Here is a 23,371-nt window from a genome sequence, read left to right on the forward strand (position 1 = left end):
TCCGCGCTACCGTTCTTGCATGCCCCGCCCCGACAACGTCCCCGTATACACGATGCGCCAGCTGGCGGCGTTCGTGGCGGTGGCGGAGACCGGGACGATCAGCGGTGCGGCCGAGCGGATGCACCTGTCGCAGTCGGCGTTGTCCGCGGCGGTGACGGATCTGGAGAAGGCACTGAAGGCGCAGCTGTGTGTGCGCCGGCGCGCCCGCGGTGTGCAGCTGACCCCGACCGGGGAGGCGGTGCTGTCGCGGGCGCGGGCCCTGCTGCAGCAGGCGGGGGAGTTGCAGTCCGACGCGTCCGGGGAGGGCGGTGTCGTCGCGGGGCCGATCGCCGTCGGCTGCTACCCGGCGCTCGGCCCGACGATCCTGCCGTCGATGTTGTACGCGTTCACCGCCGAGTACCCGCGGGCGTCCGTGGAGTTCCGGGAGGACACCCAGAACCGGTTGCGGACACAGCTCGAGGGCGGCGAACTGGACGTCGCCATCGTCTACGACCTCGACCTGCCCCCGGACTGGCAGACCGTCCCGCTGATGACCCGCGAGCCGATGATCGTCCTCGGGGCGGAGCATCCGCTGGCGGGAATCGACGGGCCGGTGCGCCTCGTGGATCTGGCCGAGCACCCGATGGTGCTGCTGGACGCGCCGCCCAGCACCACCCACGCGATGGACGTCTGCCGCGAGGCCGGTTTCGCGCCCCGGGTGGCGTATCGGACCGCGAACTTCGAGACGGCGCGGGCCTTCGTCGGGCGCGGTCTGGGGTGGACGCTGCTGCTGCAACGACCCCGGGTGGACGTCACGTACGAGGGTCTGCCCGTCGTCGTGAAACCGATCGCCGACCCGAAACCGGCGTCGGTGGCCGTGGTGGTGGCGTGGCATCAGGAGGCGACGCTGAGCCGGGTCGCGCGAGCATTCATCCGGTTCGTCACGGCCTGAACTGCGTATTCGTGCCTTCCACAGTTTTTCCGCAATTTATGTGGGGATAGTCCCGCTTTTCAGATGTGTGTGAGTCGGGTCATTGTTTTCCGGTAGCGCGATGAGTGTGCGCGCAGCAGAACCGGGAAGGCAGACGATGACGGCAATCACCGAGGCGACACCGCCGGTGTCTCACAAGGAAGCGCGCAGGGCAGTCCTGTCGAGCTTCGTCGGTACCGCGATCGAGTGGTACGACTTCTTCATCTACGGCACCGCCGCAGCCCTGGTGATCGGACCGCAGTTCTTCCCCGGCGCGTCGACGTTCGCCGGAACCCTGGCCGCATTCGCCACGTTCGCGGTCGGCTTCATCGCCCGCCCGATCGGCGGTGTCGTCATGGGCCACTTCGGTGACCGCATCGGGCGCAAGTCGATGCTGGTGCTGTCGCTGACCATGATGGGCGTCGCGACCGTCGGCATCGGCCTGCTCCCGAACTTCGAGGCCATCGGGGTGGCCGCACCCATCCTGCTGGTGGCGTTGCGGTTCGTCCAGGGCATCGGCGTCGGCGGCGAATGGGGCGGTGCGGTGCTCATGGCCACCGAACACGCCCCGGAAGGCAAGCGCGGACTGTACGGCGCGGCGCCGCAGATGGGCGTCCCGGCCGGAGTGATCATGGCGAACGTCGTGTTCCTCGCCGTCACCCAACTGCTGTCGGACGACGCGTTCCAGACGTGGGGCTGGCGGGTGCCGTTCCTGATGAGCGCCGTGCTCGTCGGCGTCGCGATGTGGATTCGCCTCGGCGTCTTCGAGTCCCCGGCCTTCGCGGAGGCCAAGGAGAGCGACACGATCGTGAAAATGCCGATCGTCGAGGTGCTGACCCGCAACTGGCGGACCGTGCTGCTCGCGGCCGGCACGTTCATCGCCACCAACGGCATCGCCTACGTGTTCATGGTGTACGTCCTGACGTACGGCACCAAGGAACTCGGCTACAGCCGCGCCACCATGCTCACACTGCTGATCGTCGCGTGCCCGGTCTGGATGGCGGGCATGGCTGTGTCGGCCTGGAAGTCGGACGTGCTCGGCAGGCGCCGCGTCTACACGTGGAGTTCGATCGCGCTCGTGATCGTGGCCGCGGTGTTCTTCCCCCTGATCGACACGGCGTCGATCCCCGTCATGCTGCTCGCAATGATCGTGATGGCGGCGGTGCTCGGCACCACCGCGGGGCCGCAGTCGGCACTGTTCGCGGAACTCTTCCCCGCCCACATCCGGTACAGCGGTGCGTCTCTCGGCTACCAGATCGGCGCCATCCTCGGCGGCGGACTCGCACCGTTCATGGCGACGTGGCTGTTCGGGGCCTTCGGCAGTTCGACGGCAATCACCGCCTATTTCGTGGTGATCGCCGTGGTCAGTCTCGTCTCCATCCTGCTGTTGCCGGAAACCAACACCACGCGCCGGGAAGCGGAGGCCGTCTGACATGTCCACTTACTTTCAGCCACAGAAGTACCCGGCGGCGGAATTCGCGTCGACCGGTGCAACCGGCGAGGTCCTGCCCGTCGTCGTCGTGGGCGCGGGCCCGGTCGGCATGGGCGTCGCGCTCGGCCTCGCACAGCGCGGCATCCCCGTCACCGTGCTCGAGGCCGCCGACCAGGTGTCGTTCGGCAGCCGCGCCATTTGTATCTCCCGGCATAGCCTGGAGGTGGCCGCCCGGCTCGGTTTCGGCCCCGAACTCGAGAAGATCGTGCTCCCCTGGGTGGGTGGGCGCAGCTTCTACCGCGACGAGCAGGTGCTGCACTTCGAGATGGCACACGGCGAACACGACGTCCGCGGGCCCATGGTCAACGTGTCGCAGTCCGAGATCGAGCAGATCATGACGGACACGCTGCTCGCGCACCCGCTGATCACGTTCCACTGGTCGTCGAGCGTCGCCGGGATCCTGCGGTCGGACGAGGACGTGACACTCGACGTCGACACCGCGTTCGGTGCGCGCCGGCTCCGCGCACGCTGGGTGGTGGCCGCCGACGGCGGCCGCAGCCGGATGCGTGAACTCGCGGGAATCCGGTTGCAGGGAAACAGCTATCAGGGCAATTACGTCATCGCCGACATCCACTGGGAATCGACGCTGCCCGCCGAGCGGATGGTGTGGTTCGACCCGCCGAGCAACCCCGGCTCGACGATCATCATGCATCAGCAGCCCCGCGACATCTGGCGCATCGACTACCAACTCGACCGTTCCGACGACGCCGAACTCGAGACGCAGGAAGACCGCATCCGCGACCGGATCACCCGGCACCTCGACTGGCTCGAGAACGACGTGCCGTGGACCCTCGAATGGCACGGCTTCTACCGCGCGCACGCGCTCGCGCTGGACGACTTCACGCACGATCGCATCCTGTTCGCCGGGGACGCCGCCCACCTGGTGCCGATCTTCGGTGTCCGCGGGCTGAACTCCGGCATGGAGGACGCCGAGACCCTCGCCTGGACACTGGCGGCCGTCGTCCACGGGACCGCGGACGAGAGCCTCCTGCAGGCATATTCGGCCGAACGGCGCGCCGCCTGGCAACAGAACGTCGACAACGCGGGCAAGTCGACGCTCATCATGTCGCCCGGCAGCCACGGCTACCGCACCACCCGCGACGCCGTCCTCGCGCTGGCCACGACCCGTCCGGAGTTCGGTCACCTCGTCAATCCGCGGCAGTCGAGTGCGACGCACGCGCACCTGTCGCCGCTCACATGGCCGGTAGCCGAGGGGACGACCGGGCTGCTCCCTGGGGATCCGGTAGAGGACAGGCGCGTTCGCGTCGTCACCGCCGACGGATCGGTGGAGTCTTCGCTGAACCGTGTCCGGGGAACGGGTTTCGCGGTGCTCGGTGTCGGAGTCGACGCGGCCGGTGCTCGGATGATCGCCGCGCACGCGTCGGCGCTCGCGATGGCGCTGTCGCCCGAATCGGTGCGGGCGGTCGTCGTCCCGGCGCCGGGTGCGGTGGTGGACGCGGCGGCCGACCTGACGGTCCTCGACGACCCCGACGGTGTGCTGCCGACGGCTCTCGGCGCGTCCGCGGGTGAGTGCTTCGTGATCCGCCCGGACGGACTCGTCCTGTGCCGGGTCCGCGACCTGTCGCTGCTCGGCGACGTCCACGACCACCTGAAAACGGCCACCGCCCCCACACTGGGCGTCGTCCCCGCGCACACGGAGACGACGGCGACGCCGGACGACCTGCTGCGCGAGAACGTGTGGATGGGACTGTCGGAGGCGCTCGACCAGGCGGACGAGTCGGACCGCGAGGGATTCCTGACCCGGCTCGCGCTGCTGCTCGGATCGCGGTCGGGCCTGCGGGAGTTCGAGGAAGCGCTGGCCGCCGCCGCCCACGTGAGTGGCAAAGTGTGCTCCGGCACTCCGCGGCACTCACATGTGGACGCTTAGCCTGGGAGCATGGCGCACCCACAGTTCCTGAACTCGCCCAAGTCTTTCGTCGTCGACGCGCTCCGCGGGGCCGTCGCCACCACCGACGACCTCGAATGGCATCCGGAACCGGGATATCTCACACGGCGGGAACCGTTGCCGGCCGGGCAGGTCGCGTTGCTGTCGGGCGGCGGGTCCGGGCACGAACCGCTGCACGCCGGGTTCGTCGGCCGGGGCATGCTCACCGGAGCCTGCCCCGGCCTGATCTTCACCTCGCCCAACGCGCTGCAGGTGCGGGCCGCTACCGAGGCCGTGGACGCGGGCGGCGGCGTCGTGCACATCGTGAAGAACTACACCGGCGACGTCCTCAACTTCCGCATCGCCGGCGAACTGGCGGCAGAGGACGGCATCGCGGTCGAGCACGTGCTCGTCGACGACGACGTCGCCTCCGAACGGGAGGACGGGCCCGGACGTCGCGGCACCGCGGCCACGATCGCGGTCGAGAAGATCTGCGGCGCTTCGGCCGAACGCGGCGACGACCTCGCCACCGTCGCGGAGTTCGGGCGACGCACGGCCCGGAATTCCCGCAGCATGGCGGTCGCGTTGAGAGCGTGCACCGTTCCGGGGGCGGACTCGCCCTCGTTCGACCTCCCGGAGGGTCAGATCGAACTCGGGATCGGCATCCACGGCGAACGCGGAACCGAACGGGTCGACGCGATGGCGGCGGCCGAACTGGTCCGCCGGCTCACCGACCCCGTGCTCGCCTCGCTCGGCGTGGAGCGGGGGGATCCGGTGATCGCCATCGTCAACGGGCTCGGCGCGGCTCATCCGCTGGAGCTGCAGCTGCTGTTCGGTGAGCTCGCCGACCACCTCGTGGAGCGGGGTGTGGTGATCCGGCGCTCGCTGGTCGGCAGCTTCGTCACCGCCCTCGACATGGACGGTGCGTCCATCACACTGGTGCGCTGCGACGACCAGCTCCTCGACCTGTGGGACGCACCGACGGCCGCACCGGGATGGCCCAATGCGCCGGCCGGGGAATTCCGCGGCATCGCAGACGAATCCGAGGTGGGGTTCCGGTCGAACGTCGCTTCCCGCGAGGACGAGCCGGAGGTGCCCGGCACCGCCGACGCGCTGGGCCGGGTGGCTGTGGGCGCGTGGATCGGCGCGTTCGTCGAGAAGGTGCTCGCCGAGGAGCCGAACCTCACCGACCTCGACCGCCGTTCAGGCGACGGGGACTTCGGCACCAACATGGTGGCCGCACTCGACCACGTCGATGTTCCCCGGATCCGGGACGGCTACTCCCCGGCGACGGTGTTCGAGTCACTGTCCGACGCCTACCTCGGTCATGCGGGTGGCACGTCGGGTGCGCTGTTCGGCGTCTGGTTCCGCCAGTTCTACCGCGTGGCCGCCGACGCACCGCACGGTCTGGACCTGAAGGCGATCACCGCCGCGGCGCGGGCCGGCCTCGACACGATCCAGGAACTCGGCGGCGCGCAACCCGGCGACAAGACGATGATCGACGCCATCGCCCCCGCCGTCGCCGCCCTCGAATCGGCCGCCTCGGCCGGGAAGGGTCCGGCCGACGGTCTGGCCGACGCCGCGGACGCCGCCGCCCGCGGTGCCGAGGCGACCGCGGACATCACCGCGCGGCGCGGCCGGGCCAGCTATATCGGTGAGGCGGCGCGCGGTGTCGTGGACCCCGGTGCCCTGGTGCTGTCGTGGTTCTTCGCCGAGGCAGCGGAAGCGGCCCGCGCGGTCGGGTAGTCACCGTGCGCCGTGCTCGGCACGTAAGGTGAGGGGAAGAACGCCGAGTCGTGCTGCGCAAACCCGTCGCCACACCTCTCTCCACCTGCGTACGGGACGCAGAATCAGGGACGGACACGTAGACAGTGGAAGACACCGCCAGCCGGGGAATCCAGGCTTTCATCGCCGATGTCGTGGAACGGGGTGGCAAGGCGGTCCGGCTCACCCACTCGCGACGCAACCCCGTCCAGGTCTGGGGCGACGACGGCACGAGCTGCATCGTGCGGGTGCGCTCCAAGCTCAGCGGTGACTGGCAGGCCCGCAAACAGGACGAATCGCTCGATGACGACGACACCGGCTCGCAGTTCTGGGTGTTCGTGGATCTCGCGAGTTCCCCGGAGGAGTTCTTCGTCGTGCCCTCGTCCGAGGTCGCGGACGACATCCGCGCCGAGGTGGATCTGTGGATGATGGACACCCCCGGCCGCACGCGGACCGGACATCACGCGATTCCGCTGAGCCGGGTCGCGCACGGTCGCGGCCGCTGGGACCTGCTCGGGCTGGCGGGGGAGAAGGACCCCAGCCGTTACAGCGATGCGCAACGCGCCACGACGGCGGCAACGTTGCGTGCAGACGCCGCAGCCCGCGCATCCGCCCGGAAGAAGCCGGCCAAAGCGGCCGCGGCGTTGGAGGAACTGATCGATACCCGCCTCGAGGTCGTGGCCGACTTCGAGGGTTATCGGCTGGTCGGACGGTTCGACCCCGACACGCAGACGCTGGAGATCATGCGCGGTCCGATGCAGGGCCGCCGGTTTCCCGACCCCACGACAGCGGCGACCGCCGTGGCCAGTCATATCAGCGGAGACATCGAATCCCACGACGGCTGGGAATTCTGGCGAACCGAACAGGGTGATCGAATTCCCATGGGGCAGAACAGTATCCGCTAATCGCTGAGAGTTCCCTGAAACTGTTCCGGCGCGCGACGGTTGAGAATACCCTGAGGTGGGTACCGCAGACATGATCCGCCGTGCACGGCGGTAGTGGCCACGGCCGATGGGAGCTCATCATGCGAATCGTCGACGGCGCAGTGCACGCCGTGTCAGGTGCTGCGAACGCGACGACCAGTGCGGCCGGTGCGGTCGGCGGCGCCGCGATCGGCGGTGTGGTCGGCGGAGTGCGCGGGGCGGCGGGCGGGGTCCGGTCAGGCATGGCGAGCGGAAGTCATTCGACACCGGCCGCCGCGCTGACATTGGCGGCTGTCGGGGCAGCGGGACTGGTCGAGTGGCCGGTGCTGGTCACCGTGGGCGGGGCGGCACTCGTGCTGCGGCAGTTCGGCGCGGGTTCCAGGCAGTAGCTGCTGTGGGGCTCGGTCGATACCTCTTCGCCGCTGCGTCCCTGCCGGTGCGCGGCGCCGGTGTCGGACTCGGGGTGGCCTCCTACGGGGGCACGGTCGCCGCCGATCTGATGGCGACCACCGCACGGACCGCGACACAGATCGTCACCGAGGTGCTCGGGGGAACCCCGGCCCGCCGTGCCAGTTCAGGACACGGCCGTGCCTGGATCGAGGTCCGCGGACTTGCCGGACCTCGCGGGGACGACGTGGCCGCGACCGTTCTCCGCGCGGTCCGGGAGACCACCGGTGTGGAGGGAGCGGAACTCAACCGCGCGCTGTCCCGGCTGGTCGTGACGGTCGACGAGCACGGACCGTCGGTGGCCGAGCTGTGCACGGTGGTCGCGGGCGCGGAGGATGTCGCGCGACCGGTTTCTCGCGGTGCCGTCCGTGACCGGCCCGCAGAACTTCCCGGCGACGACGTCGCACTTGCCGAACGTGCCCTCGCACTGGCCGCCGTCACGACGGGCCTGGTCGCGGCCGCCGGCGTTCGCCTGCTTCCGATGCCCACCCTGCCGGCGGCGGTGCCTGCCGCGGCAGTCACCTTCGTCAACTATCAACCGCGACTGCGCAGCATGGTCGAGGAGCGGCTCGGGCCGGACGCCGCGGAACTGCTGCTCGCCACCGCTCAGGCCGTCGGTGACGTGCTGCGGCGGGCGCCTGCGTCACTCGCCGTGGACGTGGCACTGCGGTCGGCGATCACGGCGGAGGCGTGGTCGGGTCGGCGGGTGTGGCACCGCCGCGAACCCGAACTGGCCCGGGACCCCGCGGACGACACCGGCCGCCCCGCCCGCGAGCGCGGCGCAGCGGGACCGGTGGAGCGGGACGTCGACCGGGCGGCGATCGCGCAGTGGGTGGGGGCGACCGCGGTGGGGGCGGCGACCCGGAGCGTGGCAGGCGCCGCGGACGCGGCCCTGGTCGCCGCGCCGAAGGCGGCGCGCACCGCACGCGAGGCCTTCGCCGCGACGCTCGGCCGTGGACTGGCCGATCGGCACGCCGTGCTGGCCCTGCGTCCCGGCGCCCTCCGCTACCTGGACCGGGTCGACGCGGTAGTCGTGGACCCGTCGGTGCTGCACACGACCGAGCTCCGGGTGAGCGGTATCCGTGCGGTGCGGGACACCGACCGGACGAGAGTGTGGGAGGCCGCTCGATCTGCCGTGGAGGCCGGCGCTCTCGGGGTGGGCTGGCACGAGCTCGCCGACCTTCCCGGCGATGTCGCCGCGGCGACCGTGGACGAAGATTCCGCCGTCCTCGTGACGCCTGCCCACCATCCGAGCGCGGTGGCCGTGCTCGCGCAGGCGCGCGCGTCGGGCGTCCCGGTGGTGTCGGTGAACGTGGACACGCTCGGCGGACTCCGCTCGGCTTTCGACGATCTGCTCCCCTCGAGCGGATCGCTGGATGCGGACCTTCGCGACGCCGTCGCGCAGTTGCAGGCGAACGGCGCGACGGTCGCGGTGATCGCCGGCCGCGCGCCGCACGCCCTGTCGTCCGCCGACGTCGGTATCGGTGTCCTCGTCGACGACGCCCCGCCGCCGTGGTGTGCGGACCTGCTGGTCGACGACCTCGTCGGAGTCTGGCGGGTGCTGCGGTCCTTACCGGACGCGCGGACGGCGAGCCGGCGCGGCGTCGAGATCGCGACGGCGGCGTCGATGCTGGGTGCGCTCGTCATGCTGCCGGGAGTGCGTGGCCGCGGACCCGGACCCGTCACGGTCGGCGCGGCGGCAGGATTGTGGGCGGGGCATTCCCTCGCCCGCGGTGTGCTGCGGGCCGAGGTTCCACCCGCCGCCCCGGTTCACGCCTGGCACGAGATGCCGGTGACGGACGTGCGCCGTCTGCTGCCCGCGCGCGACGACGATGCCGCGGTGTCCCGTCGTCGCGCGGTGAATCTGGTGCTGACCCCGGTCGAGGCGATCGGGCGGCTCACCGCGTGGCCGGTCGGGCTGGCCTGGGATTTCGGCCGGGCGATGCGCACGGAACTGTCGGATCCGCTGACCCCCGTCCTCGCCACCGGATCGGCGGCGAGCGCCCTGCTGGGGTCGCCGATCGACGCGGTGCTCGTGGGGTCGGTGCTGGCGGGCAACGCCGCGCTGTCGGCCGTGCAGCGCCTGCACGCGGAACGTCTGCTGAACCGGTTGCTGGCGGCGGGCGACCCGCCCGCGCACCGCGTCGCCGGGCCCCCGGAGCGCCGGGTGACCGAACGGGTGGAGGCGTCGCGGTTGCGGCCGGGCGACGTGATCGAGATCGGCCCCGGCGAGGTGGTGCCCGCCGACGGTCGGCTGGTCGACGCATCGGGCGTCGAGGTCGACGAGTCCTCGCTCACCGGGGAATCGCTGCCGGTGAGCAAGCAGACGTCGCCGACGCCGGGCGCACCGCTCGGCGAACGCGCCTGCATGGTGTTCGCGGGGACCACGATCCTCACCGGCACGGCCGCGGCGATCGTCACCGCGGTGGGCGACGCAACGGAAGCGGGACGCGCGGGCGCGCTCACTCCCGCGACTGCGTCGCACGTGGGTCTGCAGGCGCAGCTCAGAAGCCTCACCGACCGGGTGCTGCCCGTCAGCGTGGGTGGTGGCGCCCTGGTCACTGCCGTGGGGTTCCTGCGCGGCACCGGACTGCGGCAGGCGGTCACGAGCGGTGTCGCGGTCGCGGTGGCGGCCGTTCCCGAGGGTCTGCCGCTCGTCGCGACACTCGCGCAGCAGGCCGCCGCACGCAGACTGACGAGGTCCGATGCGCTGGTGCGAGCGCCCCGCTCCGTCGAGGCGCTCGGCCGCGTCGACGTGGTGTGCTTCGACAAGACGGGCACCCTGAGCGAGAACCGCCTGCGGGTCGTCACCACCGTCCCCGAACCGGGGTTCGCACGCGAGGACGTCCTCGCGTGCGCCGGCCGGAGTGCCGTGACCCCCGACGGCAGCCCGGCCGCGCACGCCACCGACGTCGCGATCGCCGACGCGGCAGTGGACCTGCTTCCGCAGGAGGACGACCGGAGCAGCTTTCTTCCGTTCCGCTCCGGCCGGCCCTACTCGGCCGCGCTGTCGGGGACGCACCTGTCGTTGAAGGGTGCACCGGAAGTCGTGGTTTCGGCGTGCACCGGAATCGACGCGAACGCCGTGCACGACACCGTTCTCGGTATGGCTGCCGACGGGTTGCGCGTCATCGCCGTCGCCCGCCGGACCGTCACGTCATTCCAGGCGCGGCGCGCAGCCGACGACACCGCGGTACTCGACGATCTGTGCGGCAGCGGGCTGCACCTCGTCGGACTCCTCGGGCTGGCCGACACCCCGCGCCCCGAAGCGGCCGGGCTGCTGCCGGAGCTGGAACGGCGACAGGTCGGGGTCCGGCTGATCACCGGCGACCATCCCGTCACGGCCACCGCCATCACGCGCGAGCTGGGACTGGCCGTGTCGTCCGAGCAGGTGATCAGCGGGACCGACTGGGACACCCTCTCGCATCGGGGGCAGGAGAACGCCGTCGAGAAGTGCGTCGTCTTCGCCCGGATGTCGCCCGAGAACAAGGTGCAGATCGTGCAGACCCTCGAACGGGTCGGTCACGTCTGCGCGATGGTCGGCGACGGCGCCAACGATGCCGCCGCGATCCGGGCGGCCAGCGTGGGGATCGGTGTCAGCTCGCGTGGCAGCGACCCCGCCCGCAGCGCCGCGGACGTGGTGCTCCTCGACGGCCGCGTCGACGCGTTGCTCGACGCCCTCGACGAGGGCCGTCAGTTGTGGCGGCGGGTACAGGCGGGAGTGTCGGTGCTGCTCGGCGGGAACGCCGGGGAGGTGGCGTTCGCCCTGATCGGCAGCGCGATCGCCGGACGGTCGCCGCTCACGGCGCGTCAGCTGCTGCTGGTGAACGTGCTCACCGACGCCCTGCCCGCGGCCGCGCTCGCGGTGAGTCCGCCCAACGAACAGGCCCGGGGAGAGGGCCGCGGCCCGGACAGTGCTGCGCTGTGGCGGACCGTCGCGATCCGCGGCGCCGCCACCGCGGCAGGCGCGACGACGGCGTGGGCGCTGGCCAGCGTGACGGGTCGGCAACGCCGGGCGTCGACGGTGGGGCTGGTGGCGCTGGTCGGCACCCAGCTGGGTCAGACACTGATCGATTCGCGGAGCCCGCTCGTGGTGCTCACCGCGGGCGGTTCACTGGCCGCACTCACCGTGATGGTCAGTACTCCCGGTGTCAGTCAGCTCCTCGGCTGCACCCCGCTCGGACCGGTCGGGTGGGCCCAGGCGCTGGGCTGCGCGGGTGCGGCGACCGCGGCGGCGGCATTCGCACCGGGGCTGCTCGAAAAGATTGCGGGCGATCAGTCGACGATCTCGATGACGCCCGCCCTCAGCAGCACCGCGTACACCTCCCGCAGCGGTGGGGTGAGTACGCGGGTGACCACCCCGGTCACCGGGTCCCCGGCGGCGGAGAAGACACCGGCAGCGGTCTGGGCGACGGAACTCAGCACGCCTGACACGGTCCCCGGTCAAGGTGGCTGACCGGGAAACGGCACGGACAAGGGAGACGAACGATGGCCCAACGAACGTCGGAGGCGGAGTCGCAGAGCGACGCCGTCCAGCGGGTGCGGGAGGCCCGCAGCTTCGCGGTGCAGCTACCTGTCCTCGGCAGGGTGCCGCTGCCGCGTCCCGAGCAACTGGCTTTCTTCGCGGCGATCGGCTTGCTCGCCGCCGTCGAGATCATCGAATGGCCGGTCGCCCTGACCATTGCGGCAGGACACATCCTTATCACCGATCAGCACAACCGCGCCGTCCAGGAGATCGGGGAGGCCCTGGAAGGCGCGTGACGCGGAAGCCCGGATCAGGCGGGCGGGCAGGCCGGTGACGTCAGCTGCGCGATCGCCACGATGGAACACGCCGTGGCCTTCGACAATTTCCATGTCCCGTTCTCGCCGGGCACGAAGATGGCGGGCAGGGTGTTCTGCTGCACCTGGCCGTTGATCGTCAGCTGCAGCTGCGCGCTGGCGCTGCCGTCGCCGTTGTCGATCACCGGGTCCAGCACCTGAACCTGCGCACCCGCCTGCTGGGCGGCGGCAGCGACCTGATTGAACAGGTTCGGATCCTGCTCCGAACCCTCCACCATGGCGATCTTCTCCTCGAGAGGAGTGGCCGGGTCGAGGCCCTTCGCCAGCAGGGCGTTGAGGTCGGCCGCGGTCGGCAATTCGAGTTCGGCGGTGGTCTCGGCCGCCGCGGTGGTCGTGGACGTGGTGGTCGCGCTCGGCCCGGACGGCTCGTCGGAACCACAAGCGGACATCGTGAGGGCTGCGGCGATCGCTACCGCAGCAACCGTGATTTTGCGGATCGTCAACTCAGTTACCTCTTCGTATCTCGGTGCGCTGGTCGTTCGGTCTCACATCGAGTCTGAAGGTTTGGGCAGCGTCGCGCCGTCGAAGCCAGAGAATTCTCAGACTTCGACCGAATTCAGGCCGCCGTACCGAACGCGCCACGGTACGGAGTGGCATGGCTCCACTCCAGTGCGGCAGCGGTGACGTCGGACGCGGGAAGGTCGTGGTGATGGGTCTGGATGAACGCGATCAGTGCGCGGGCGGTGCGCGCGAGGGCGACCTTGTGTCGCCGGGACGTCTCCGCGAGTTCGGTGAACGCGTCGTTCTCGGAGCATCCGCGGTAGGCGATGAGGATGCCGACAGCGATGTCGACGGCCGTGCGGGTGGAGTAGCTGGGCGCTGTCATGAATGTTCTCCCAACCTGCGTCGGAATGGGTACCACTCCATCCTCCCGCACTCGGTAGGACGTCGAAAGGGTTCGAATCTCCTCGAGCCTTCGTCGTGCGAGTTCTTCACCGAGGTTTTCCCTTACGGTAGGGGCATGGCTACCGTCTGGACGATCCCGATCGACATCACTTCTCGCTGGCTCGACAATTCCGAGGTCCAGACTTTCCTCGCGTCCAACGACCTGGACAACGCCGCACCCGACCCCCGGGTGCGGTTCGCGCAGTTCGCGGACGTCACGAAGTCGCTGGAACGGCACATCGGGCATACCTTCTCCTCGGTGCAGGGCGCGGCCACCGCACTCTTCGACGGCATCGACGGCGGTGTCCCCGTCGCGCTGAAATTGGCGGCGCTGCGCCTGATTCTGAAAGAGGTGTATCAGACCCGCCACGCGCCGCAGCCGTTCCCGAAGCGGGTGGGCGAGGAACTCGGCACCTACGTCTATGCCCTTCTCGACCCCCGCAACCGGTCGGTGTTCTACGTCGGAGCCGGACGCGGCACCCGGGTGTACGGCTACGTGTGGGAGGCGTTGGCGGAAAACGAGCACCGGAAGACGCTCGAGGATCCGGAGACCGACAGCGCGGAGGTGAAGGCCGCGACGATTGCGCGCATCCGCGAGATCTACGACTCCGGGCACGAGGTCGAGCACTACGTCGTCGCGCATCGGATCGCCGACAGCGGCGGCGTCGCCGACGCGGTGCGCAGTGGAGTCGTGGGAGCACTGGGGCTGAACGAGGGTGCGGTGCTCAGCAATCTCGCCGGCGGCGCGAGCGAGCATCGTGCGGTGCCCGTCGACGACCTCGTGTTGCAGTACGCAGCAGAACCCGTCCCGAACCTGCCGACCCCCTGCGTCGTCCTCGAGGTGCCCGCCGCGTCCCGGCGCGGCGTGACGCCGGATGAGGTGTACGAACTGTCCCGTGGCGCGTGGGCGGCAGGCGCGGCCGTCCGCAATACCGACGACATCCCGGTGATCGTGTTCGCGGACAACATCGTTCGTGCCGCCTACCGTGCCAAGTCCTGGTCGTCGGTCGCACGACCGGGCGACGCGGCGCTGTGGCGGTTCACGGGCGAGCCCGACACCGAACTGGAGAGCCGGTTCGTGAACAAGCGGATCGTCCCCGCCAAGGTCGGTCTGAAGAAGTGGCCCACCCACGGCTGGGTCCCGCATCTCACCCAGGCGCGCCCCGGCCGCTGACGTGAGTGGCAAAGCGTGCCCCGGCACACTTTGCCACTCACCTGCGGAGTGGGCGTCCCGAGTCGGTGGGTTGTGGTAAGTCTGAGCCGACCGGAGTTGGGGAGCGAAGGGAGGCCACGTGCTCGTACTGCATCGCGCCGAGCGTTCCACCACTCTCGCGTCGGCTCTCGGCGACGTGCTCGCGACCCCGCTGTCCGATCCGTTCGGCCGGGAGGTCGTGGCTGTCCCGGCGAAGGGGGTGGAGCGCTGGCTCACGCAGCGACTCTCGACCGCGCTCGGTTCCCGGCCCGGCGTCGGCGACGGCGTCGCCGCGAACATCGACTTCCCGTCACCGGCCCGGCTCGTCGACGAGTGCCTCGCCGCCGCCACCGGAGTGTCCGCCGACGACGACCCGTGGAATCCGTCCCGGGTGCTGTGGGCGTTGCTCGGCGTCGTCGACGACTGCCTCGGTGAGCCCTGGTGTGCCGTCCTCGCGAAACATCTCGGGCACGGCCTCCCGGACCGCGACCCGGACGATCACCGGCCGGGCCGGCGCTACGCCACCGCGTCACACCTCACCGATCTGTTCCGGAGTTACGCCGCACAGCGGCCGGCGATGCTGGTCGACTGGGCCGGCGGTCGCGACACCGACGGTGCGGGCGGTCCCCTCGACGACGACCTTCTCTGGCAGGCCGAACTGTGGCGACGGCTGCGGGAGCGGGTCGGCAGTCCCGCTCCCGCCGAGCGCCTCGACTCCGCCTGCGCCCGGCTGCGCGCAGAACCTCACCTCGTCGAACTCCCCGCCCGACTGTCGCTGTTCGGCCCGACGCGCCTCGCGACCGATCAGATCGCCGTCCTCGCCGCCCTCGCCGTCAATCGTGATGTGCACCTGTGGCTTCCGCATCCGAGTCCCGCCATGTGGTCGTCGCTGTCGACGACGGAGGGCGTCCTCGCACGGGCGGACGACCACACCGCACTGTCCGTCGCGCACCCGCTGCTGTCGAGCCTGGCGCGGGACGTTCGCGAACTCGAGTCGAGGCTGACCCGTCTCGACGTCGACGACATCCACCACGAGGGACCCGCACCCCGCGACTCGCTGCTGGGGTGCCTGCAGGCGGATGTCCGGGACGACCGGGCGCCCGCGCTCGCCGAGTGCACTGCCGACGCGTCCGTCCAGGTCCACGCGTGCCACGGACCGGCCCGCCAGGTGGAGGTGCTGCGCGAATGCCTCCTGCATCTCTTCGAGGACGATCCGACTCTCGAGCCGCGCGACGTGCTCGTCATGTGCCCCGACGTCGAGTCGTACGCCCCGCTGATCCGGGCCGCGTTCGGGCAGGACGTGCTCGGGCATCCCGGCCATCGTCTGCGGGTCCGGCTCGCCGATCGTGCCCTGCACCAGACCAATCCGGTTCTCGCCGTGGTGTCGACTCTCCTCGAACTCGCCGACGCGAGGGTGACGGCGAGTCAGGTCCTGGACCTGTCGGCGGCCGCGCCGGTGCGCAGGCGGTTCCGGTTCGGCGACGACGACCTCGAACGGATCCGGGAGTGGGCGACCGCGACGGGCGCCCGCTGGGGAATCGGGCCGCGGCAGCGCGCGTCGTTCGGTCTCGGCGACTTCCCGCAGAACACGTTCACCACCGCGCTCGACCGCATCCTGCTCGGCGCCGCGGCCGACGAGTCGGAGGGCGAATGGCTCGCCTTGGCGCTTCCGCTCGACGACGTCGACAGCAACGACATCGACCTCACCGGGCGGCTGGCCGAATTCGTCGACCGGCTCGACGTCGCGCTGCGCGGGCTCGGCGGGCCGCAGTCGGTCGCAGAGTGGTCGAGCGCGCTGACCCGGGCGCTCGACCTCCTCGTCGACGTCAGCGCCGCCGACACGTGGCAACTCGCGCAGGCGCGAAGAGAACTCGGGGCGGCGATGGAACACGGCGGCGACGCGCTCCTGCGACTGTCGGACGTGCGCGCCATGCTGGCCACCCGGCTCGCGGGCCGTCCCACCCGCGCGAACTTCCGCACGGGCGAGCTGACGGTGTGCACCATGGTGCCGATGCGGTCGGTGCCGCACCGCGTTGTCGTTCTCCTCGGTCTCGACGACGAGGTGTTCCCACGCGGGGTGAGCGTGGACGGCGACGATGTTCTGGCCCGTAATCCCCTTCTCGGTGAACGTGATCCGCGCAGCGAGGATCGGCAGTTGCTGCTCGACGCCGTGATGTCGGCGAGTGAGAAACTCCTGCTGTTCTACACGGGCGCCGACCCCGTCACCGGTATGGCGCGACCGCCGGCGATCCCGCTGTCCGAGCTGCTCGACGCGGTGGCGGCCACCGTCGGGAGCGATGCCCTCCCCGGCATCGTGACCCGGCATCCGTTGCAGCCGTTCGATGCACGCAACTTCCGGCCCGAGCACCCGTTCAGTTTCGACCGGGCGGCGCTGGCCGGTGCCCGCGCGGCGCAGCACCCGCCCGAACCCGAGCCCGCATTCCTGCCGGCGCCGTTGGTGCCGCCGAAGCGCGAGGACGTCGATCTCGCCGACCTCATCGCGTTCCTGGTGCACCCGACGCAGGCGTTTCTGCGGCAACGGCTCGGGTTGCGGGTCCCCGACGTGGACGAGGACCTCGCCGACGCACTGGAGGTGTCGCCCGATCCGCTGGCCCGGTGGGATCTCGGCCAGAGGATGCTCGTCGCGAGGCTGGCGGGAGTCGAACTGGCCGACTTCCGCGCCGCGGAGTGGCGCCGAGGGACGTTGCCGCCGTTCAAGTTGGGGGAGTCGGTGCTCGGTGGAATCGAGCACGCGGTCGAGTCGCTCGTCGCCGTCAGCGGGTCCGTGCACGTCGGCCGGGCGGAGACCGTGGACGTCGATGTCGATCTCGGCTCCGGACGGCGCCTCACCGGGACCGTCGGCGGTGTGCACGGATCGGTGATCGCGAGCACCACGTATTCGAAGTTGGGGCCGAAACACCGCCTCACCGCCTGGGTGCAGTTGCTGGCCGTCGCGGCGTCCGACAACGAGACCGAGTGGACTGCCGTCACGACCGGCCGCGGCGCGTACAGCCGTCCGGCGTGGCGCTCGACCCTCACCGCACCCGAGAACGCAGCGGAGGAGTTGGTGCGGCTCGTCGAACTGCGCGATCTGGGGTTGCACGCGCCGTTGCCGATCGCCACGGGCGCGTCGGCGGCGTATGCCGAACGACGCCACGGCGGCAGCAGCATGGAGGACGCGATCGAGGCGGCCCGGAAGGAATGGAGCAGTGATTTCGGTGACTCACGCGACCGGCACATCACGTACGTGTACGGGTCCTCACCGGGCATCGACGTACTCGGCGACACGGTGACCATCGAGAATTACGCCCGGCAACTGTGGGCGCCGCTGCTCGCCGCCGAGACGTTGGCGCAGCCGTGACCGGCGCACGCGGCTTCGACCTCCTCGGTCCGCTGCCGGAGGGTACGACGGTGCTCGAGGCGAGCGCCGGTACCGGCAAGACGTACGCGATCGTCGGCCTTGCCGCCCGATTCGTCGCCGAGGGGGGCGTGGACCTGTCGCAGCTGTTGCTGGTGACGTTCAGCCGGGCGGCGACGCAGGAGCTGCGTGAGCGCACCCGTGAGCGATTCGGTTCCGCCGCAGCCGCATTGGCCGACCCCGCGGCGGCGCGACTGAGCGCGGATCACGTGATCCGGCATCTCGCGGAGGCCGACCCCGAGGAGGTGACGTTGCGGCGCCGGCGCCTGCTGCAAGCCCTGTCGGACTTCGACGCCGCCACCATCGTGACCACCCACAGCTTCTGTCAGCGCATGCTCGACGGGCTCGGCATCGCGGGCGAGCGCGACCCCGACGCGGTGCTGGTCGAGGCCGCCGACGACCTCACGACGGAGGTGATCGCCGACCTGTACCTGCGGGCCTACAGTCGCGTCGAGGTCGCGCCGTTCACTCCGGCGGAGGCCACCGCGGCCGCCCGGGCCGCCATCTTCGACCCGCAGGCCGTGCTCGCCCCGGAAGATGCGCGGGGCACCCCTGCCGGGGATCGGGTGGCGTTCGCCGAGGCGGTGCGCGCCGAAGTCGAGCGGCGCAAACGCGCGGTGGGTCTGCGTGACTTCGACGATCTCCCGATGCTCCTCCATCGTGTCCTCAGCGATCCCGCGCACGGTGCGGCGGCCTGCCGGCGGGTCCGCGACCGCTACGGCGTCGTGCTCGTCGACGAGTTCCAGGACACCGACCCGCTGCAATGGGACATTCTGCGCCGAACGTTCCACGGCAGCGGAACGCTGGTGCTCGTCGGCGATCCGAAGCAGGCCATCTACGCGTTCCGCGGCGCGGAGGTGCTCAGCTATCTGGACGCGGTGCGGTCCGCCGACCGTCACCAGGAGTTGACCACCAACTGGCGCAGCGATCAGGAACTCCTCGACGGCCTCGAATATCTGCACGGCGGCGCGGCGCTCGGGCATCCCGAGATCGTGGTGCACCGCGTCGACGGTGCGAGACCGAAGTCGCGTCTGACGGGGGCCGCGCCGCTGCGGCTGCGGTATCTGCCGAGGACCGGCGCCGGGCCGATCAACAAGTCGGGATACCCCGCGGTGGGGCCGCTCCGGAAGCGGATCGCGGCAGATCTCGCCGCCGACATCGTCGCCCTCCTCGACGGCGGCGCGACACTCGACGTCGGGGGAAGCGTCCGACTCGTCGAACCCGGCGACATCGCCGTCCTGGTCCGCACCAACGCGCAGATCACGCTGGTCCACGACGCCCTCGACCGGACGGGTGTGCCGTCCGTGCTCGCCGGCGGCGCCAGCGTCTTCACGACTCCGGCGGCGCAGCACTGGCTGTGGATCCTGCAGGCCATCGAGCAACCGCACCGTTCCGACCGGGTGCGGCTGGCCGCGCTCACCCCGCTGCTCGGACATACGGCCGAGGAACTCGACGCCCGAGGTGACGACATCGTCGCCGAGGTGGGCGGGCAACTCCGGGAACTCGGCGCGGTGTTCGCGCAGTCCGGTTTCGCGGCGCTGTTCGAACGACTGTCCGCGGTCGGCGCGCTGGAGGCGCGACTGCTTCGGGTGGCGGCGGGCGAGCGGGCGCTGACCGATCTCCGGCACGTGGCGCAGTTGCTCAACAGTGCCGCCGTCGAGCAGTCGCTCGGTCTGACGGCCGTCACCCGCTGGCTCACAGAGCGGATGAAGGATCCGTCCTCGGGTGGGGTGGATCGCAGTCGACGCCTCGACAGTGACGCCGCGGCGGTGCAGATCGCGACCGTTCACGCCAGCAAGGGCCTCGAATTCCCGCTCGTCTACCTGCCGTACGCCTGGGACGCCGCCAAGATCTCGAAACCGAGCAAACTGCTGCTGCACGACGACGACGGGCGACGCATCCTCGACGTCGGTGGTCCCGGCAGCCCCGGCTACGCGGACCGCCGGAACCGGCACGACGCCGAAGAGGCGGGGGAGGAGTTGCGGCTGCTGTACGTCGCGCTGACCCGGGCGATGTGCGGGCTCGTGGTGTGGTGGGCGCCGGCGTTCACGACGGCGGGCGCACCGCTGCACCGGATGATCCTGGGGCGGCAGCCCGGGCAGCGGGAGGTCCCGCAGAAGGTCACCGTTCCCGAGGATCCGGTTGTCGCGGAACGGTTGTCCGCGTGGGGTACGGCGGCGCCCGAGACGGTGACCGTCGAGGCGGTGGGTTCCGACCCGATCGTTCGGGTCGGATGGACACCGCAGCGTGAGCCCAGCGGAGACCTCGAAGCCGCTCGCTTCCGGCGGCTGCTCGACACGCGCTGGCGTCGCACGTCGTATTCGGCGTTGACCGCGTCCGCGCACGACGCGCCCGCGGTGGGCAGCGAGGCCGAGGTCGAGGAGAAGACGGACGAACCGGCCGAACCTCCATTGCAGGCGCCGGCCGACCTCACTGCGGGGGTGCCGTCGACGATGAACGAGCTGCCTGGCGGCGCGACGTTCGGCACGCTCGTGCACGCCGTCTTCGAAATCGTCGACACCGCGGCACCCGACCTGGACGCAGAAGTCCTGCGGTGCTGCCGCGACGTGATCGCGTCGACCCTGTCGGACATCGACTCCGCCCAGCTGGCGACGGCGCTGCTGCCCGTGCTGCGGACTCCCCTCGGCGCGGGAGCCGAAACGACGCTCGCCGACATCGCACCCGCAGACCTGCTGGCGGAACTCGACTTCGAACTGCCGCTCGCCGGCGGCGACACACCGTCGCTCACCGTGATGCTCGACGGAATCGGCAGGCTGCTGCGCACTCACCTTCCCGTCGACGATTCGTTGCGGTCGTACGCCGATGCCGTGCAGACACTCGAACCGACCCCGCTGCGCGGATACCTCACCGGCAGCATCGACGCCGTGCTGCGACTGCCCGGACCGCGGTACGTCGTGGTCGACTACAAGACCAATCGCCTCGCGCAGGGCGACCTGACCACCGCGCACTACACCCGCGAGAGGATGGCCGCCGAAATGCTGCGGGCGCACTATCCGCTGCAGGCGTTGCTGTATTCCGTTGCGTTGCACCGCTACCTGCGCTGGCGGCAGTCGGACTACGATCCCGCGGTGCACCTCGGTGGTGTCCAGTATCTGTTCGTTCGCGGAATGGTCGGCCCCGACACCCCACCGGGCTGTGGAATCTTCGACTGGGCCCCGCCCGCCGCATTGATCGCCGAGCTGTCCGATCTGCTGTCCGGGTCGGCCTCCGAGCACGGGGGGACCCGATGACCGAGGTGCAGGTGGCGCAGCGCGGCAAGGGGATGCTGCGGGTCTTCAACGAGGCCGGTGTGTTGGCCGCCGCGGACGTGCACGTCGCGTTGCGGTTGTCGGCGCTCGGCGGCGAATCCTCGGAAGACGTCGTCCTGGCGACCGCGCTGGCGGTGCGCGCGGTGCGGTCCGGTTCGGTGTGCCTCGACCTCACGCGGATCCGCGAAGTGACCGTCGACGAGGAGTCCGAAGTCGATCTCGACGCGCTGCCCTGGCCGGACGACGGCACCGTCGTCGAGGCACTGCGGCGGAGTCCGCTGGTCACGGGCGGTTCGGCCGGACCGCTGCGACCGCTGCGGCTCGTCGACACCGCCGAGGGCGGGCTGCTCTACCTCGACCGGTACTTCCGGCAGGAAGCGACGATCCGGCGGGTACTCGACCAGCGCGCCGTCGGGTATCCCCTCGTCGACGAGCAGTCGCTGCGGGAGGGGCTGGACGTGTTGTTCCGCGACCAGCACGACCACGGGGCACCCTCTCCGTCGCCGGATCGGCAGCGGATCGCCGCCGCGGTCGCCGCCACACAGTGGACGTCGGTGGTGGTCGGCGGACCCGGAACAGGTAAGACGCACACCGTCGCCCGGGTGCTGGCGCTGCTGATCAGACAGCCCGGGCCGGGGCTGCGTATCGCGCTCGCCGCACCCACCGGGAAGGCCGCGGCGCGGTTGCAGGAGTCGGTGCGCGAGCAGTCCGACGCACTCGGGTTGCCGTCCGACCTGACTGCGATGACGCTGCATCGGCTGCTGGGCTGGCAGCGCGGACGCGGCAGCCGGTTCCGCTACAACGCGAACAATCACCTGCCCTACGACGCGATCGTGGTCGACGAGACGTCGATGGTGTCGCTGACGATGATGTGCCGGCTCCTCGAAGCGGTCCGCCCGGACACTCGGCTGGTGCTCGTCGGCGACCCCGATCAGCTGACGTCCGTCGACGCGGGCGCGGTCCTGGCCGATCTCGTGGCCCGGCCGGTGACGGGAACCGAGAATCCGGTGCTCACCAGGATCGTCGGCGACGACCTCGAGGCCGCCGACGACCCGCTCGAGGCCGCCTTGAGTGCGGGAGAACGGGACAGAGTGCGTGGCGGTGTGGTCCGGCTCAGCCGCGGGCGTCGGTTCGGCGGCGGCATCGCTCAGCTGGCCGTCGCGGTGCGGAACGGCGAGCCGGACGAGGTCCTGAAGATCCTGTCGAGCGGTGCCCCCGAGGTGTCGTTCCACGGTCCGGAAGACCTGGACGCACTGCGGGCGGACGTGGTGGGGACGGCTGCCGCGGTCACCGGGTCCGCGGAATCCGGCGATGCCTTTGCTGCCCTTCGGCATTCGGAGGAGCACCGGCTGTTGTGCGCGCACCGGGAAGGTCCGTACGGCGTGCAGCGGTGGGCGCGGCAGGCGATGGAGTGGATAGGGGAGGCGACGGGGCAGCGGCTGAACCCGGATCGCTGGTATCCGGGCCAGCCGCTGATGGTGACTGCCAATGATCACGAAACGAAGATCTACAACGGCGACACCGGGGTGATCGTGCGCCGCGACGACGACGAACTCGTCGCCGCCTTCGTGCGCGGCAGCGAACCGTTCCTGTTGCACCCGACGCATCTGTCCGCGGTGCAGACGGTGTACGCGATGACGATTCACCGCAGTCAGGGCAGCCAGTACGACACGGTGTCCGTGGTACTTCCCGGCGAGGCGTCGTCGCTGCTGACTCGCGAATTGCTGTACACCGCGATCACCCGGGCACGGCAGCACGTGCGGATCATCGGGTCCGAGGATGCAGTGCGGGCGGGAGTGCAACGCCGGGTGTTGCGGGCGAGTGGGCTCCGGAGGGCGATTCCGTAGCCCGGCTCCGCCGGTAAGCGATCACGACCGCCAGCGTTGCCGACACGAAGACGACCTGCAGGAGTGTCCGGGGGATCAGGGCTTCGAACGGTCCCGTCGAGAGTCCCTCCACGGCGGCGTACACGTTCGCCGGGAACATCACGATGAGCAGGGCGGTGAGGCAGCCCGCCGCCCACGGCGCAGTGCGCCGTATCAGCAGCCCCGCGGCGCCGGCCAGTTCGAGTAGACCGGTCACGGTCACCAGCAGCTCGGGATTCGGCAGCGACGGCGGGACCATGTCGACGAGTTCCGCACGCATCCCGACGAAGTGGGCCATGCCGGTCAGGGTGAACATGGCCGCGAGGCCGCCCCGCAGGGCGACGGGCCACGGCCGCAGCCGGCGCACACCCGCCGCGCCCGCGACGAGGAGTGCCAGAGTGACGGCAACGAGGGCGATCAAGGGTTCCATGGTCCTTCTCCTG

At 70.7% G+C, this 23,371-nt stretch carries 15 protein-coding genes and 1 pseudogene; 12 read left to right on the forward strand and 4 right to left on the reverse strand.

The features are described 5' to 3' along the window. The first annotated feature begins 19 nt into the window (after positions 1-19). From WKC72_RS13780 to WKC72_RS13810, 7 genes and pseudogenes are all read left to right on the forward strand, one after another. Positions 20-931, forward strand: a complete 912-nt coding sequence (locus WKC72_RS13780) for a LysR substrate-binding domain-containing protein (RefSeq protein ID WP_268789806.1) — start codon at positions 20-22, stop codon at positions 929-931. 136 nt (positions 932-1,067) lie between these two features. Further along, positions 1,068-2,381, forward strand: coding sequence for an MFS transporter (locus WKC72_RS13785; protein ID WP_037238702.1), 1,314 nt, complete (start codon positions 1,068-1,070; stop codon positions 2,379-2,381). A gap of 1 nt (position 2,382) precedes the next feature. Then, entirely contained in the window at positions 2,383-4,329 is a 1,947-nt protein-coding gene (locus WKC72_RS13790) for an FAD-dependent monooxygenase (RefSeq protein ID WP_370182949.1), read from the forward strand. A 9-nt stretch (positions 4,330-4,338) separates the two neighbouring features. Next, entirely contained in the window at positions 4,339-6,072 is a 1,734-nt protein-coding gene (locus tag WKC72_RS13795; protein WP_128641640.1) for a dihydroxyacetone kinase family protein, read from the forward strand. A gap of 125 nt (positions 6,073-6,197) precedes the next feature. Then, positions 6,198-6,995, forward strand: coding sequence for a hypothetical protein (locus WKC72_RS13800; protein WP_370182950.1), 798 nt, complete (start codon positions 6,198-6,200; stop codon positions 6,993-6,995). Between the two features lie 119 nt (positions 6,996-7,114). Next, entirely contained in the window at positions 7,115-7,402 is a 288-nt protein-coding gene (locus tag WKC72_RS13805; protein WP_037238719.1) for a hypothetical protein, read from the forward strand. A 2,000-nt stretch (positions 7,403-9,402) separates the two neighbouring features. After that, positions 9,403-11,634: pseudogene (locus WKC72_RS13810) on the forward strand (cation-translocating P-type ATPase); the annotation flags it as partial. Positions 11,635-11,735: 101 nt separating this feature from the next. Here WKC72_RS13810 and WKC72_RS13815 read toward each other — a convergent pair. Further along, positions 11,736-11,894, reverse strand: coding sequence for an Rv1535 domain-containing protein (locus tag WKC72_RS13815; protein ID WP_370184361.1), 159 nt, complete (start codon positions 11,892-11,894; stop codon positions 11,736-11,738). Between the two features lie 54 nt (positions 11,895-11,948). Between WKC72_RS13815 and WKC72_RS13820 the strand changes: the two genes are divergently transcribed. Next, positions 11,949-12,221 carry a hypothetical protein gene (locus tag WKC72_RS13820; protein WP_037226710.1) on the forward strand — a complete coding sequence of 91 codons (273 nt, stop codon included), beginning with the start codon at positions 11,949-11,951 and terminating at the stop codon, positions 12,219-12,221. A gap of 14 nt (positions 12,222-12,235) precedes the next feature. Here WKC72_RS13820 and WKC72_RS13825 read toward each other — a convergent pair whose 3' ends face one another. Beyond that, complete coding sequence (locus tag WKC72_RS13825; protein WP_112301867.1) at positions 12,236-12,742, reverse strand: hypothetical protein; 507 nt, start codon at positions 12,740-12,742, stop codon at positions 12,236-12,238. A 113-nt stretch (positions 12,743-12,855) separates the two neighbouring features. Continuing rightward, positions 12,856-13,125: an ANTAR domain-containing protein gene (locus tag WKC72_RS13830; RefSeq protein WP_037226714.1), complete on the reverse strand. Its 270-nt coding sequence runs from the start codon at positions 13,123-13,125 to the stop codon at positions 12,856-12,858. Between the two features lie 135 nt (positions 13,126-13,260). Between WKC72_RS13830 and WKC72_RS13835 the strand changes: the two genes are divergently transcribed. From WKC72_RS13835 to recD, 4 genes are all read left to right on the forward strand, one after another. Next, on the forward strand, positions 13,261-14,358 hold the full coding sequence (locus WKC72_RS13835; RefSeq protein WP_370182952.1) for a GIY-YIG nuclease family protein: 1,098 nt from the start codon (positions 13,261-13,263) through the stop codon (positions 14,356-14,358). Positions 14,359-14,476: 118 nt separating this feature from the next. After that, positions 14,477-17,737, forward strand: coding sequence for an exodeoxyribonuclease V subunit gamma (recC, locus tag WKC72_RS13840; RefSeq protein ID WP_370182954.1), 3,261 nt, complete (start codon positions 14,477-14,479; stop codon positions 17,735-17,737). Then, the gene (locus WKC72_RS13845) at positions 17,695-21,045 is read left to right on the forward strand and encodes a UvrD-helicase domain-containing protein (RefSeq protein ID WP_370182956.1); all 3,351 of its coding nucleotides are present in this window, start codon (positions 17,695-17,697) and stop codon (positions 21,043-21,045) included. Before recC ends, WKC72_RS13845 begins: the two co-directional genes overlap by 43 nt. Continuing rightward, positions 21,042-22,910: an exodeoxyribonuclease V subunit alpha gene (gene recD, locus WKC72_RS13850; RefSeq protein WP_370182957.1), complete on the forward strand. Its 1,869-nt coding sequence runs from the start codon at positions 21,042-21,044 to the stop codon at positions 22,908-22,910. The genes WKC72_RS13845 and recD overlap by 4 nt, the downstream gene beginning before the upstream one ends. Here recD and WKC72_RS13855 read toward each other — a convergent pair. Next, positions 22,828-23,358 (reverse strand): DoxX family membrane protein, encoded by a 531-nt coding sequence (locus WKC72_RS13855; protein WP_370182959.1) that lies wholly within the window; start codon positions 23,356-23,358, stop codon positions 22,828-22,830. The two genes, recD and WKC72_RS13855, sit on opposite strands and share 83 nt — an antisense overlap. Between the last annotated feature and the right edge of the window lie 13 nt (positions 23,359-23,371).

Origin of the sequence: Rhodococcus wratislaviensis (assembly GCF_041228765.1) — a bacterium.
In the GTDB taxonomy this organism is placed as follows: Bacteria; Actinomycetota; Actinomycetes; order Mycobacteriales; family Mycobacteriaceae; genus Rhodococcus_F; species Rhodococcus_F wratislaviensis.

Coding starts and splice junctions, on each gene's coding strand:
- WKC72_RS13780 (WP_268789806.1), top strand. CDS start 20: ATGCCCCGCCCCGACAACGTCCCCGTATACACGATGCGCCAGCTGGCG.
- WKC72_RS13785 (WP_037238702.1), top strand. CDS start 1,068: ATGACGGCAATCACCGAGGCGACACCGCCGGTGTCTCACAAGGAAGCG.
- WKC72_RS13790 (WP_370182949.1), top strand. CDS start 2,383: ATGTCCACTTACTTTCAGCCACAGAAGTACCCGGCGGCGGAATTCGCG.
- WKC72_RS13795 (WP_128641640.1), top strand. CDS start 4,339: ATGGCGCACCCACAGTTCCTGAACTCGCCCAAGTCTTTCGTCGTCGAC.
- WKC72_RS13805 (WP_037238719.1), top strand. CDS start 7,115: ATGCGAATCGTCGACGGCGCAGTGCACGCCGTGTCAGGTGCTGCGAAC.
- WKC72_RS13820 (WP_037226710.1), top strand. CDS start 11,949: ATGGCCCAACGAACGTCGGAGGCGGAGTCGCAGAGCGACGCCGTCCAG.
- WKC72_RS13830 (WP_037226714.1), bottom strand. CDS start 13,125: ATGACAGCGCCCAGCTACTCCACCCGCACGGCCGTCGACATCGCTGTC.
- WKC72_RS13835 (WP_370182952.1), top strand. CDS start 13,261: ATGGCTACCGTCTGGACGATCCCGATCGACATCACTTCTCGCTGGCTC.
- recD (WP_370182957.1), top strand. CDS start 21,042: ATGACCGAGGTGCAGGTGGCGCAGCGCGGCAAGGGGATGCTGCGGGTC.
- WKC72_RS13855 (WP_370182959.1), bottom strand. CDS start 23,358: ATGGAACCCTTGATCGCCCTCGTTGCCGTCACTCTGGCACTCCTCGTC.